This is a genomic window from Brevibacterium zhoupengii, from assembly GCF_021117425.1.
GTDB lineage: Bacteria > Actinomycetota > Actinomycetes > Actinomycetales > Brevibacteriaceae > Brevibacterium > Brevibacterium zhoupengii.
Genome location: NZ_CP088298.1, coordinates 2,380,095 through 2,392,465 on the forward strand (window position 1 = coordinate 2,380,095; position 12,371 = coordinate 2,392,465).

The 12,371-nt window shown below is 62.8% G+C and carries 14 protein-coding genes; 5 read left to right on the forward strand and 9 right to left on the reverse strand.

All coding sequences use genetic code 11. From position 1 onward, the window contains the following. Positions 1-76: 76 nt before the first annotated feature. The 3 genes from arc to LQ788_RS10900 are packed head-to-tail and all read right to left on the reverse strand — an operon-like array spanning position 77 to position 3,970. On the reverse strand, positions 77-1,729 hold the full coding sequence (gene arc, locus LQ788_RS10890) for a proteasome ATPase (RefSeq protein WP_231440903.1): 1,653 nt from the start codon (positions 1,727-1,729) through the stop codon (positions 77-79). After that, positions 1,726-2,763 (reverse strand): tRNA (adenine-N1)-methyltransferase, encoded by a 1,038-nt coding sequence (locus LQ788_RS10895; RefSeq protein WP_231440904.1) that lies wholly within the window; start codon positions 2,761-2,763, stop codon positions 1,726-1,728. Before LQ788_RS10895 ends, arc begins: the two co-directional genes overlap by 4 nt. Positions 2,764-2,809: 46 nt before the next feature. Then, complete coding sequence (locus LQ788_RS10900) at positions 2,810-3,970, reverse strand: site-2 protease family protein (RefSeq protein WP_231440906.1); 1,161 nt, start codon at positions 3,968-3,970, stop codon at positions 2,810-2,812. A gap of 163 nt (positions 3,971-4,133) precedes the next feature. On the opposite strand from LQ788_RS10900, the gene LQ788_RS10905 reads away from it, so the two are divergent. Continuing rightward, positions 4,134-4,886 carry a RecB family exonuclease gene (locus LQ788_RS10905; protein ID WP_231440908.1) on the forward strand — a complete coding sequence of 251 codons (753 nt, stop codon included), beginning with the start codon at positions 4,134-4,136 and terminating at the stop codon, positions 4,884-4,886. Here the strand turns inward: LQ788_RS10905 and LQ788_RS10910 are convergent. Further along, positions 4,864-5,523, reverse strand: a complete 660-nt coding sequence (locus LQ788_RS10910; protein WP_231440910.1) for an HAD family hydrolase — start codon at positions 5,521-5,523, stop codon at positions 4,864-4,866. The two genes, LQ788_RS10905 and LQ788_RS10910, sit on opposite strands and share 23 nt — an antisense overlap. 22 nt (positions 5,524-5,545) lie before the next feature. On the opposite strand from LQ788_RS10910, the gene LQ788_RS10915 reads away from it, so the two are divergent. Beyond that, positions 5,546-6,376, forward strand: a complete 831-nt coding sequence (locus LQ788_RS10915; RefSeq protein WP_231440912.1) for a proteasome assembly chaperone family protein — start codon at positions 5,546-5,548, stop codon at positions 6,374-6,376. Between the two features lie 36 nt (positions 6,377-6,412). Here LQ788_RS10915 and mshC read toward each other — a convergent pair whose 3' ends face one another. The 3 genes from mshC to LQ788_RS10930 form a co-directional block, all read right to left on the reverse strand. Continuing rightward, a complete protein-coding gene (mshC, locus tag LQ788_RS10920; protein WP_231440914.1) occupies positions 6,413-7,672 on the reverse strand; it encodes a cysteine--1-D-myo-inosityl 2-amino-2-deoxy-alpha-D-glucopyranoside ligase in 1,260 nt (419 codons plus the stop codon). Between the two features lie 73 nt (positions 7,673-7,745). After that, on the reverse strand, positions 7,746-8,558 hold the full coding sequence (locus LQ788_RS10925; protein WP_231440915.1) for an SCO1664 family protein: 813 nt from the start codon (positions 8,556-8,558) through the stop codon (positions 7,746-7,748). Positions 8,559-8,563: 5 nt separating this feature from the next. Then, positions 8,564-9,127 (reverse strand): DUF3090 domain-containing protein, encoded by a 564-nt coding sequence (locus LQ788_RS10930; RefSeq protein ID WP_231440917.1) that lies wholly within the window; start codon positions 9,125-9,127, stop codon positions 8,564-8,566. Positions 9,128-9,184: 57 nt separating this feature from the next. On the opposite strand from LQ788_RS10930, the gene LQ788_RS10935 reads away from it, so the two are divergent. Continuing rightward, on the forward strand, positions 9,185-9,466 hold the full coding sequence (locus tag LQ788_RS10935) for a hypothetical protein (RefSeq protein WP_231440919.1): 282 nt from the start codon (positions 9,185-9,187) through the stop codon (positions 9,464-9,466). A gap of 44 nt (positions 9,467-9,510) precedes the next feature. Here the strand turns inward: LQ788_RS10935 and LQ788_RS10940 are convergent, their stop codons facing one another. Further along, positions 9,511-10,413: an aldo/keto reductase gene (locus LQ788_RS10940; RefSeq protein WP_231440922.1), complete on the reverse strand. Its 903-nt coding sequence runs from the start codon at positions 10,411-10,413 to the stop codon at positions 9,511-9,513. A 69-nt stretch (positions 10,414-10,482) separates the two neighbouring features. Here LQ788_RS10940 and LQ788_RS10945 point away from each other — a divergent pair, with 69 nt between their 5' ends. Then, positions 10,483-11,316, forward strand: a complete 834-nt coding sequence (locus LQ788_RS10945; RefSeq protein WP_231440923.1) for an undecaprenyl-diphosphate phosphatase — start codon at positions 10,483-10,485, stop codon at positions 11,314-11,316. Between the two features lie 109 nt (positions 11,317-11,425). Here the strand turns inward: LQ788_RS10945 and LQ788_RS10950 are convergent, their stop codons facing one another. Beyond that, positions 11,426-12,130, reverse strand: coding sequence for a histidine phosphatase family protein (locus LQ788_RS10950; protein WP_231440924.1), 705 nt, complete (start codon positions 12,128-12,130; stop codon positions 11,426-11,428). A gap of 37 nt (positions 12,131-12,167) precedes the next feature. On the opposite strand from LQ788_RS10950, the gene LQ788_RS10955 reads away from it, so the two are divergent. Continuing rightward, positions 12,168-12,371, forward strand: a complete 204-nt coding sequence (locus LQ788_RS10955) for a DUF5703 family protein (RefSeq protein ID WP_231440925.1) — start codon at positions 12,168-12,170, stop codon at positions 12,369-12,371.

Genomic DNA, 12,371 nt, shown 5'->3' on the forward strand with positions numbered 1-12,371 from the left:
TGAGCCTGACGCCCGGCGCTGGGCCGGCGGCCCGCCGCTGAGACGTAGGCCAGGCTCAGACCAGATCTGAGTTGGATCAGACCAGATCTGAGTTCGGGTACACCTCGGCGATATCCGTCTCCAGCGGAACCGCAGGTGCTCCTCGAGTCGTATCCAAGTGCATCATCCGCAGATGAGTCACTCGCTCGCCCTTGCGTCCTGAGATCCGGGCCCATTCATCGGGGTTCGTCGTATTGGGCAGATCTTCGTGCTCGCTGAATTCCTCGGCGATGGCCTCTTCGAAGTGGCTCGGCTGCAGACCACGTTCACCCGTCTCCAACAGCGATTTGATCGCGCTCTTCTTCGCCCGGTCCACGATGTTGTGGATCATGGCACCGGAGGCGAAGTCCGCGAAGTGCAGGACTTCCTTCGCTCCGTCGGCATAGGTGACTTCGACGAATTCGTTCTCCGGCGACAGGGCGAACATGCGATCGACACAGAACGAGATCAGGGACGACACCGCCTCGGCGGGGGTCTCGTGTCCTGACAGCACGCTCGGGTGCAGCGGCAGATCGACGGTGAGGTACTTTTCGAAGATGTCTCGGGCAGCATCAGCATCAGGACGTTCGATGCGGATCTTCACATCCAGGCGTCCCGGACGCAGAATGGCCGGGTCGATGAGATCCTCACGGTTCGAAGCGCCGATGACGATGACGTTGTCGAGCTGTTCGACACCATCGATCTCGGTCAGCAGCTGCGGCACGATCGTCGTCTCCACATCCGAGGACTTGCCGGTGCCGCGCGTGCGGAACAGGGACTCCATCTCATCGAAGAAGACGACGACGGGGAACCCGGCCGAGGCCTTCTCCCTGGCCCGGGCGAAGATGAGTCGCAGCTGACGTTCAGTCTCACCGACGTACTTGTCGAGCAGCTCGGGGCCCTTGATGTTGAGGAAGTAGGTCTTACGGGACTGGCCGGCGCCGGTCCGATCTGCCAGCGAGTTGGCCACGGCCTTCGCGATCAGCGTCTTCCCGCAGCCGGGAGGGCCGTAGAGCAGGATGCCCTTTGGTGGTTTGAGACCGTGCTCGGTGTAGAGCTGAGGGTGTTCGAAAGGCAGCTCCACCGCGTCCTTGATCTGACCGATCTGATCGGCCAGTCCCCCAATATCGGAGTAGGTGATGTCCGGGACCTCTTCGAGCAGCAGCGAGGAGACTTCCGGCTTCTCAACGACCTGGAGGGCGTAGTGAGTGCGGGTGTCGACGACGACGGCGTCTCCGACGCGCAGTCCCGAGTCGATGAGATCCTCGCCGAGGATGAAGACCTGCTCATCATCGCCGGGTGCGCCGACGAGGATGCGAGTGTCGTCGACGAACTCACGCACGTTGACGACCGAGCCCACCGGGGCGAAGGAGCCGGTTCCGATGATGACGAGACCTTCGGAGAGCAGCACGTCGGTGCCGGCACGCAGCTGTACAGGGTCCACCTCGGGGCCGACGGCGACGCGCATTCTGCGTCCGCCGACGATGACGTCTGCGCTCACTCCCTTGTCACCGAGCGCGATGAGCGTGCCCCAGTTGTTCGGGGGCTCCGTCAGCCGACGGGCCTCTTCCTTGATCCTGTTGAGCTCATCGCGTGCTGTGCGCAGGGTCTTCGACAGGGCCTCGTTGCGTTTACCGGCACTGAAGAGCTGTTGGCGCAATGCCGCAGTGTCCTCGCGCTGACGTTTGGCTTCGGGCGTGGTCTCGGTCATTGGTCCTCCTTCGACCCTTGAGTGTCCGACTCGGGAGTCGACACGTCGTGGTCCAACCGTTTACCTGCCTCGCGCATGACGCGACGCAGCTTCTTTCCCTGTGCGACTCTGGCGCCGACGGCTTCGTTGGTGACTTCCGGCTTCGTCCAGGCATCTAAGTCTTCGCTCGATGCGGGGGCACCCTGAGGTCGCTTCTTCTTCTCCAACGGGGCGACTCCCGGCGCCATGCGTCGGGCGATGACGAGGAAACCGGTGTGGGCGATCATCCGATGATCGGGACGGACAGCGAGTCCATCCACGTGCCAGCCTCTGACCATGGCCTCCATCGACTGAGGTTCGCTGAAGCACTCGGTGTCCCGCAGCGCCTCAACGAAGCGGGAGAGCTGGGGCACGGTGGCCACATAGGCGATGACGACTCCCCCGGGCGCCAATGCCCCGCTTACCGCCTCGAGTGTGTTCCACGGTGTGAGCATGTCGAGGACGACTCGGTCGACGGTGCCGGGCTCATAGGCCTGCGGCAGCTCCTCGCTCAGGTCTCCCACGGTGACCGACCAGTTCTCAGGACGGCCGTCGAAGAAATCGGCGATGTTCCCGGCTGCGATGGTCGCGAACTCCTCGCGCAGTTCGAAGGAGTGAAGCGTTCCAGTGGGACCGACTGCCCGCAGCAGGGCCATGGACAGCGCCCCGGACCCGACTCCTGCTTCGACGACGACTGCACCGGGGTAGATATCGCCGAGGGTGACGATGAGACCGGAGTCTTTGGGATAGACGACCGCGGCTCCGCGGGGCATGGACAGGACGAAGTCCTCATAGCGGGGACGGAAGACCTGGAAGTCGATGCCCCCGGTGTTCGAGACGATGATGCCTTCGGAGCGACCGATGATGGCGTCGTGCTCGATGAGTCCCTTGTGGGTGTGGAACAGCTCTCCGGGAGCGAGCACGATTGTATGCATACGCCCCTTGGGGTCGGTGAGCTGAATCTTCTCGCCGACCTTCAGGGCCCGACGGGGTTCGGTATGGCTTGCCTCAGTCATGATGCGTCCACTCTACGCTGATGGGAAGTGTCTCAGCACACCTGGTTCAGGCTGCGAGAAGCTCGTCGAAGAATTCCTGCAGGTCGATCACGCCCACGAGAGTGTTCTCGTCCATGACCAGGCTGAACTGTGCCTTGGGGCGATGGGTCAGCGACTCCAGCAGATGGGGTGCGGTGATGTCCTTCGGGACACCGATCCAACCAGCCAGCGGGCGAGCGACCTCACCGGCTGGAACCTGGTCCAAGGACTCGGCGAGGCGGCCGGCAGCGGCGTGCCTGTCGACGAGACCGTAGGGCAGGCCCTTCTGGTCGAGGACGACGATGAGCGTGCGTTCCTTCGCATTGCCCAACGTGTTCGCGTAGTCGAGCGTGTCGGCAAGATCTGCGTCCCAGGTCGCGGCGATAGCGGGCTGGATCACCTGCGAAAGATCGTAGGTCTCCATCTTCCGAGCCCGCTTCGCATGAGTCGCAGCGTCTCCAGCGGAGAACCACAGCATGATGGCGATGAGGGACATCCACGCCACCGTCAGAGGATCGGGACGCTCACCTGCCAGCAGCGGGGTGATGACCGACCAGCCGATGAAGCCGACGGCGATGACCCGCCCGACCCAGCTGGCGACGATCGTGCCCAGATACTGCGAGCCGGTCAGCCTCCACATCAGAGCCTGCAGCGCCCAGCCTCCGTCGAGCGGAATGCCCGGCAGCAGGTTGATCGCACCGAGGGCGACGTTGGCGAAGGTGACCGCGATGAGCAGGAGCCACGGCACCGAGGTCGGTGAGACCGCACTCAGACACCACCAGCCCAGCAGCGCCAGCACGATATTGACGATCGGACCGACGATGGAGATGACGAAGCTGGTCAGCGCTGCCTTGTCACGAGGATTGTCGGCCTGCGGCTCGAACCGGGTGAATCCACCCCAGATGTTGAGTTCGATCGCGGCGACCTTCAGCCCGTAGAACTGACCGGCGACGCCGTGTGCCAGTTCGTGGAGGAAGACCGAACCGAACAGGAGGACCGCATAGGCGAAGGCAACGAACCAGGCCCATATGCCGAGGTCGGGTCGGACAGTGTTCACCCACGGGGCGAACAGGATCGTGATCACGATGGCGGCGAGGAACCAGGACCAAGCCAGGATCACCGGGGCGCCGAGAACAGTCCCCAGGCGCAAGCCCGAAGAGGCACCAGTCTGGTGATTTTTCGCGGCCATGGAAGGAGTTCCTCTTGCTTGGGGTCGGGTCTACTCAGCCTAACAGCGACAGGGTCCTCGACGTGTTCTGACGCGTCGTGTCAGGGCAAGTCGTTAGAGTAGTCACATGGCCGAGCTGATCAGTCTTTCGCCCTCACGGGCCAATGACTTCGTACAATGTCCCTTGAAGTTTAGATTCCGCAGCATCGACAAGCTGCCGGAGCCGCCTTCGCAGGCCGCTTTCAGAGGCACAGTCGTCCATTCTGTGCTCGAAAAGCTCTTCGAGCTGCCTGCCGCGCGGCGGACCCAGGACGTCGCCGAGTCACTGCTTCGTCCCAGCTGGGACGAGCTCGTCGACAAGGACCCGGAAGTCCTGGAGATCTTCGGAGACGAGAGCGAGAAGGAGAGCTTCTTCACAACCGCCGCAAATCTGCTGCGCGCCTATTTCACTCTCGAGTTCCCCGAGCACCTCGAACCGGAGCAGACGGAGAAGTACGTTCGCACCCAGCTCGACAACGGTCTCGAGCTGCGCGGCTTCATCGACCGCGTCGATGTCGCCCCGGGCGGCGAGAAGCGTCTGGTCGACTACAAGACCGGCAAACAGCCCAAACCCCAATACGGCAGGGAAGCTCACTTCCAGATGGGCTTCTACGCCCTCGTCGAATATCGGCTCACGGGTGAACTCGTCCACACCCTGCAACTCATGTACCTGGGCTCGCAGTCCATCCTCAAGTCTCATCCCACGATGAGTGACATCGAGCGCACGCAGTTTGAGATCGAGTCGATCTGGAAAGACATCATCGCCTCCGCCGAGGCGGATCGCTGGCGTCCGAAGAAGTCACCGCTGTGCAATTGGTGCAACTTCAAACCGCTGTGCCCGGCGTGGGGGAACACTCCCCCACCGACACCAGAGATCACACGGATAGTCGGGACGTGAGTTCCTGCAGGTCAGCAACGCTGCGCCCTTCAAGGGTCGACCACAGGTTCCGGCCGGGGCGCTGTTCGAGCTCAACTAGGTGAGGGATACCGATGGCGATGGTCCCGGCCGCCTCTGCACTGGCCAGACCGGGCTTTGAGTCCTCAAGCGCCACGCAGGCTCCCGGTTCCAGGCCCAGCAGCGCAGCTCCCTTGATGTAGGGCTCGGGATCCGGCTTGCCCGCGCTGACCTCGTCACCGGCGATGAGCCCGACAAAGCTGCCCTCCGGACATGCGGAGATGACGGCTTCGGCGAGCCGGCGATAGGACATCGTGACCATCACACACGGAATGCCGGCCGTCACGATCGCGGCAAGGAACTCGAGGGCTCCCGGACGGAACGGCACCGATTTCTCGATCTTCGCTACAACCTCGTCGAGGAGGATGTCGACGATCTCTCGGGCAGGCAGTTCGAGTCCCGCATCCTGCATCATCGCTGCAGAGGTGAGCAGATCATTGCCCACGAATTCCAGTCCCTGCTCTTCGGACCAGGCAATGCCGTGAGCATTCAGCAGTTCGGTCTCGGCCCTGATCCAATACGGTTCCGTATCGACCAGTGTTCCATCCATGTCCCACAGGACTGCGGCAGGATTCGTCATGATTCCAGCGTAATCTGGAAGCATGACTTTTCTTCCATCAGGGTCCGGGGCACTCGTGTTCATCGCCTTCGAAGGGCAGGATGCGGATGCTTCCGAAGCCGCAAGTTCGCTGGTCAAGGATCTCATCGATGCGTGGGAACTCAACGACAGTGAGATCTTGGACACCGACGGCTTCTATGAGTTCAGATTCTCAGAACCTGAGATCGTGCGGGATGAATCGAACCGTGCCACGATCGCCTGGCCGGGAATCGAAGTCCATCGGGGCCAGCACCTGGGTACCCCGATCACCATCATTCAGGGGCATGAGCCGGGGCTGAAGTGGCGCGAGTTCCTCTCCCTCATCCTCGCCGAGGTCACCGCCGAGGATTGCGTGGTCCTGCTCGGAGGTCTGCACGCTGAGGTTCCACACACGCGACCGCTGCCTGTCGTCGCGAACACCGAAGACATTCGGCTCGCCACCTATCTGGGCATCGATGTCAACGGGTATTCGGGTCCGATCGGCATTCTCGGTCTCCTCGGCGTCGAATGCGCCAGACGCGGGCTGCAAGCGATCAACCTGTGGGTCGGCGTGCCCGACTATCTCACCGATTCCCCCTCGCCCAAGGCAGAGCTGGCGCTCGCCTCGGCGGTGGAGAAGCACACGGGGATCGAGATCGACATTCCCGTACTCGAGGAAGAGAGCAGGGCCTGGGAACTCGGCGCTGATGAACTGGTCGCGCTCAACCCGCATCTTGTGGAGCTGCTCAAGGGACTCGAGCAGCTCAATGATTCCACTGAGCTGCCCGAAGCCAGCGGCGATGCGATCGCCGCTGAGTTCGAGCGCTACCTGCGCAAACGCGGCCGCGAAAGGTAGTCAGGCCCTCAGAGCCGAACAGACCCTCAGAGTCGGTCAGGCGTGCAGATCGATGCCGAGCAGGGCGTCGACGGCGTCGGCGACCCTGTCTCCACACACCGGCGCGGTCTCTGCCGCGGGTGAGTCAGCATAGTGCTCGGCCCATTCGTCGAGAATGCCCAATGCACGGGGGCTGTCGAGGTCATCTGCCAGGGATTCGCGCAGCAGGCCGATGATGTGCCCGCGCAGCCCCTCACGACACTCCGCTTCGCACATCGCCGCATGTCTCCAGGCATTCAGTCGCGCCGAGGCGGTTTCCAGGAGGTCATCGGTGAAGATCCAGTCGCTGCGGTAGTGGTTCGACAGCAGCACTGTGCGAATGACCATCGGATCGACGCCCTGTTCGCGCAGCTTCGACACGAGCACCAGATTGCCCTTGGATTTGCTCATCTTCTCGCCCTGGTATCCGACCATGCCGGTATGCATGTAGGTCCGGGCCAGGGGCGTCTGCTTCCATGCGGCCGCGTGGGCTGCGCTCATTTCATGGTGTGGGAACACGAGGTCGCTACCGCCGCCTTGGACGTCGACGGGAAGCCCGGCATAGTTGTTGGCGATGACGGTGCATTCGATGTGCCACCCCGGGCGCCCCGGCCCGAGCTTGCCGCCGTCCCAGGACGGTTCGCCCTCACGTGCGGCTTTCCATAGCAGCGGGTCGATTTCGCTGTCCTTGCCCGGCGTCTCCGGATCTCCGCCGCGTTCGGCGGAGAGTTTGGCCATCGTCGCCCGGTCGTCGTGACTGACGCTGCCGAAGGGCGGATTGATCGGGGTGGACACCCGGTAGTACACGTCGCCGTTGTCGAGGGTGTAGGCGGCTCGTGATTCGACGAGATCCTCGACTGCCTTCACGATCTGCTCGACGGACTCGACGACGCCGATGTAGCTCTGAGGAGGAAGGACGCGCAGTGCGCTCATGTCCTCGCGGAAGAGCTCGATCTGAGACTCGGCGAGTTCACGCCAATCGACACCCGTCGCGTCGGCCCTCTCAAGCAGGGGGTCATCGACGTCGGTGGTGTTCTGCACATAGACCACGTCGAGTCCCGCATCGCGCCAAACCCGGTTGAGCAGGTCGAACGCGACATAGGTTGCGGCGTGACCGAGGTGGGTGGCGTCGTACGGGGTGATTCCACATACATAGAGACCGGCCGCCTGGTCACGCCCTTTGAGTCTGCGTGGGCTCCGAGTGCCGGTGTCGAAGACCGTCGGCACCTTTCCGGAGCTGGTGAGGCGGGGTAGCTGAGGTTCGGACCATGACTTCACGGAGACCAGCCTAACCGAGTCATAGCAGAACGGCACTTCCTGCCGCAGACGTTTCTCGCCGACGTTTCTCGCGTTAGATCGGCGGCCAGGGAATGACGGTCCGATCCTCGGGTGGTTCGGGAAAGGTTCCGAACTCTCCCAGCGTCTCGGCGCGGTGCTGCAGGCTCTCGATTTCGTCCTCGTCCAGACACTCATCCAGCGCGGCGACCAGCTCAGTGGGCATGCGTGCCACCTCGTCGAGGGCATCGAATTCTTCGACCCGGAATGACGATCGAGAGAAACCCCACAGAACAGTCCGCAGCTTCTCCTCGGCATGGAATGTCAGACCGTTGTCGATCCCGTAGCTGCCGATGCTGGCCGGGCCGCTGCCCGGCAGGTAGCTGCCGGTGATGATATGGCCGGCTTTTCGGTCGGCGTTGTTGGCAAGGAGGTCGAAGAAGGCGATCGCACGGAGTCGGTCCCCGGTGTCGTGGGACAGTACGAGGTCGGTGCCGTCCTCGGTGCGCAGGGCGAACATCGGGGTGTGATCTGCCGGGATGGCATTGACCGCGGTGAGAGACACGGCGTCATCGTCACCGCCGTCCTCGACGTAGGCCTGCAGGGAACCTAGCCCTGCCCCCAGATCATCGCGCAGGACGGTCGGCGGAACCACATTGAGGTCGAGGTGCGAGCTCAGCCGGTAGGACGCTGCTTCACGCAATGACAGGGTGTGCAGCGGAAAGTCGGCGAGGGGGCGTTCTCCCGATGCCGGTTTGTAGACGGCTTTGAGGTGTGTCCCGGCATGGTCGACGACCACCAGGCGGGTGTCGTTGCTGGCCCGTGGGATCGCTCCCATCACGGTGCAGGCGCCTTCTTCCAGAGCCTGCCTGGCGAAATCTTCGTGCATGAGATTCAGGTGCGCGCAATCCCGTTGGCACGGGGGCACAGGTGGCCTTCTGGCTCCAACGGCAGCGAGCAGAAGGGGCAGTCGCCACGACCGGCGGAGACGACCTGATCGGCTCGGCGCGCGAACTCGCGGGAACCGGCGGCGTCGAGAACGATGCGCAGCACCTCCCGGTCCACTTCATCATCGTCTGGTTCTGCCGAGGTGCCCGACTGAGCATCCTCCTCGGTGAGTTCGAAACATTCGACGACGAGTTCATGGGCGACGGTGTCCCAGCCCAGGCTCATGGTCCCGACCCGGAACTCGGGTTCGATCGGCACGTTGAGCCCGGCATTGTCGATGCGTTCGTCGATGGCCGACTGGGGCACTCGCGCCGCCGGGTCTTTGACCATGACCATGTCGAGGAGTTCGGTGATCCGATCGGCGAGGATCTCGACCTGCTCCTTCTCCACCACCACCGTAGTCAGTGAGCTTCCTGATTTCGCCTGCAAGAGGAACGTTCGCTCGCCGGGCAGACCGATCGTGCCGACGACGAAACGTTCTGGGGTGGGGTGGTCGTACAAAGCTGCCATGCCTTCAGCCTAGTTCAAAGACTTACATGTCCGACTTCCCTGGGATACATTTGAGTCATGAGCACTGATCCTCGTGAGGCCCTGGACGCATTCCTCGAAGCAGTGGGTGAGCACTTCGCTGCATCCGCACACCGCAATGGAGACCAAGACCCCCGTGTCGAAGCCGCCTACATGGCCTTAGCCGATGCCTTCGAAATCTATGAGGACGCGATTTACACCGCGTACGACGAGGTCACTCCGTTCGAGCTCTTCGACGATGTCGAAGATGCCAAGGAAGATGACGATGACAACGACCTCGATGGCGACTTCGCCGTCGACGACGATGACGAGGACGACTGAGCATCTTCGATCCTGCCTGAAACCTGGTCAGTCAGACTGCAGGCTCAGGAGATCTGATCCAGCACCTCGGCGATCTCGGGCTCGAGTTCGACCTCACTGCTGACCACCTGGGACAGCTGCTCAGGGGTTCGGGCGGAGACGAGTGACGACGTGATGCCCTGATACCTGTTGAATGCCAGTGCGATGTCCGCCGTGGACACGCCCAGCGCTGCCGCAGCCTTGCGGACCCCTGCCAGCACCCGAGTCGAGCGTTCGTCGAGGTAGGCACCTACATAGTCGGTGAGTTCCCCCACAGCGAAACGTGAGTCCTGCGGGGTTCCGCGCCGATATTTGTCGCTCAGCACTCCTCTGCCCAAGCCGGCACCGGCGATGAGTCCCACCCCTGCATAGTTGGCTGCGGGCAGCAGATCGTTCTCTGCATCCCTGTTGAGCAGGGAGTATTCGGCCATGGCGCAGGCGATCGGCACGCCCGCTCCGCGCATCTCCGCCAGTTCCCATCCGGCATGGTGAGACACGCCGACGTAGCGGATCTTGCCCAATGTCAGCAGGGTGTCGATCGCCGAGGCGGTCTCTGCCCTGTCGACGTCAGCATCGAAGACATCGAGGATGAGCACGTCGATGTGCGAGCGTCCGGTTGTGCGCAGCAGCGCATCCACCTGGCTGAGGATCCGAGCCCGACCCAAGCCCACCTCGATGTGGGATGACTCACTCATTGACACGCCCACTCGGGCAACCAACACGATGTGCTCAGGAAGTTTCAGCTGAGACAGCACTTGGGCCGCGTGGACACCGGAGCTGGGAAGCTCAATGAGGTTCCCACCAGCGCCGACGTACTCGTCGACGAGTCGCTGTGCGACTGCTGCGTCGACCCGGTGCCCCCATTCGAATGTGCCGAGACCCACTTCGCTGACTTCAAGACCGGTGCTGCCGAGGCGTTGTTGCTTCATGATTGTTGAGGTTACCCGATTCGGCGACTACCGTGGTTTCGTTCCCATCCCACTTTCTCTAGGAGACACATGTACGACTGGCTGGTCGCCGCTGTGCTTGGCATTGTTCAGGCACTGACGGAATTTCTCCCGATCTCATCCTCTGCACATGTGCGCATCGTCGGAGAGTTCATGCTGCCGGGCCAGGACCCGGGTGCCTTCTTCACCGCCATCATCCAGATCGGCACTGAGGCGGCCGTCGTCGTCTACTTCTGGCGCGACATCGTCTCCATCATCTCCAAATGGTGCAAGGCGCTGGTCGGAAAGCATGACCGCAAGGACCCAGAGGTTCGACTCGGCTGGCTGATCATCGTCGGCTCCATCCCCATCGTCATCCTGGGTCTGCTCTTCCAGGACGCCATCGAAGGTGCCCTGCGCAGTCTGTGGATCACGGCGACTATGCTCATCGTCTTCGGTCTCATCATCGGTCTCGCCGACTGGGTGGGTAAGAGGGAACGCACCCTCGAGGATATGACCTGGGGCCAGGGCATCGCCTACGGCTTCGCCCAGGCGCTTGCCCTCATCCCCGGAGTCTCGCGGTCCGGCGGCACGATCATGGCCGGACGCTTCATGGGCTTCGACCGCCCGGCCGCGGCCCGCTATTCGTTCCTGCTCGCCATTCCAGCCGTCCTGGGCTCAGGCTTCTACTCCGTCTTCCAGACCATCGGCAGCACGGACATGGTCATCGGCTGGGGCCCGACGATCCTTGCCACCATCATCTCCTTCGGACTCGGACTCCTCGTCATCCATTGGTTCCTCGGCTACGTGAAGACGAAGTCCTTCGCGATCTTCGTCTGGTACCGCGTGGCCTTGGGCATCGTGCTCTACATCCTGCTCGGCACCGGCGTCCTCGCCGCCACCTGAGCAATCGGAACACGGCCCCTGGGTCAAGCCGACTGAAGGGCGGTCACAGTTGTTGCTGTGACCGCCCTTCAGCGCTCCACGGAAGCTTCAGTGATTCAGGGAACGAACCTCAACGCAGCCCTCCCCCGCCCGGAGTGCTCCCCTCGGCCAGGCCAGCGGCAGTGACCGACATTGCTGTCAGCACGGGTCTGGGTCCTGAGTAGTCGATGACGGTGAATGATCCCGGGGCGACGCTGATGCGCTGAAAATCGTCGAGCGGCATGGCCAGGGCATCGGCGATGAGCGCCTTGATGATGTCTCCATGTGAGACGAGCATCGCCCACCGGCTGGCTCTGCCCTTCTTCTCAGCAGAACCCTGGTCCCGCTGATTCTCATCGTCGCGCTCCTCACCGCGAAGCTCCTCGAGCACGGCCGCTTGGCGGGCGACGGCACGCTCGGCCGCCTCGGCGATGGACTCCCCGCCGGGGAATCGTGCTTGGGATGCGTGATCGATGACGGTCTTCCACAGCTCTTCGTCGCCGAGCTCCTTGAGACTGCGCCCAGTCCACTCGCCGTAGTCGAGCTCGATGAGCTCGTCGACGGCTGCCACGGTGTCGGCGCTGATCGTCTCCCGCGCAATCTCTGCGGTCTGCTCGCACCGCAGAAGAGGCGAATGCAGCAGCTGGGAGAAGTGTTGGTGCGGGAGCATCCGCAGGGTCTCACGAAGGGCGCTGACGCCCTGATCGGTCAGCGACACGCCGGGCGCACGCCCGGCGAGGATCCCTGCTGTGTTCGCACTGGATACGCCGTGCCTGAGGAGAACGATGACGGGCATGCCATCAACCCTAGCCCAGATCATCTACAGTGGGCCTATGAAACGTCAGCGTCCGGCCATGACCTATGAGTTTCGCAAGGTCTCCTTCTCCAGAGAAACACCCCGCTCAGTCAGTCTTCAAGAACTCAACGATGAGGCTGAATACGGCAAGTGGGAGCTCGCCCGGACTCGGATCTCTGTGGGAGGCACCAAGACCGTCTGGCTTCGCCGCAAGATCATGCCTCTGACGTTGAACAGCTGA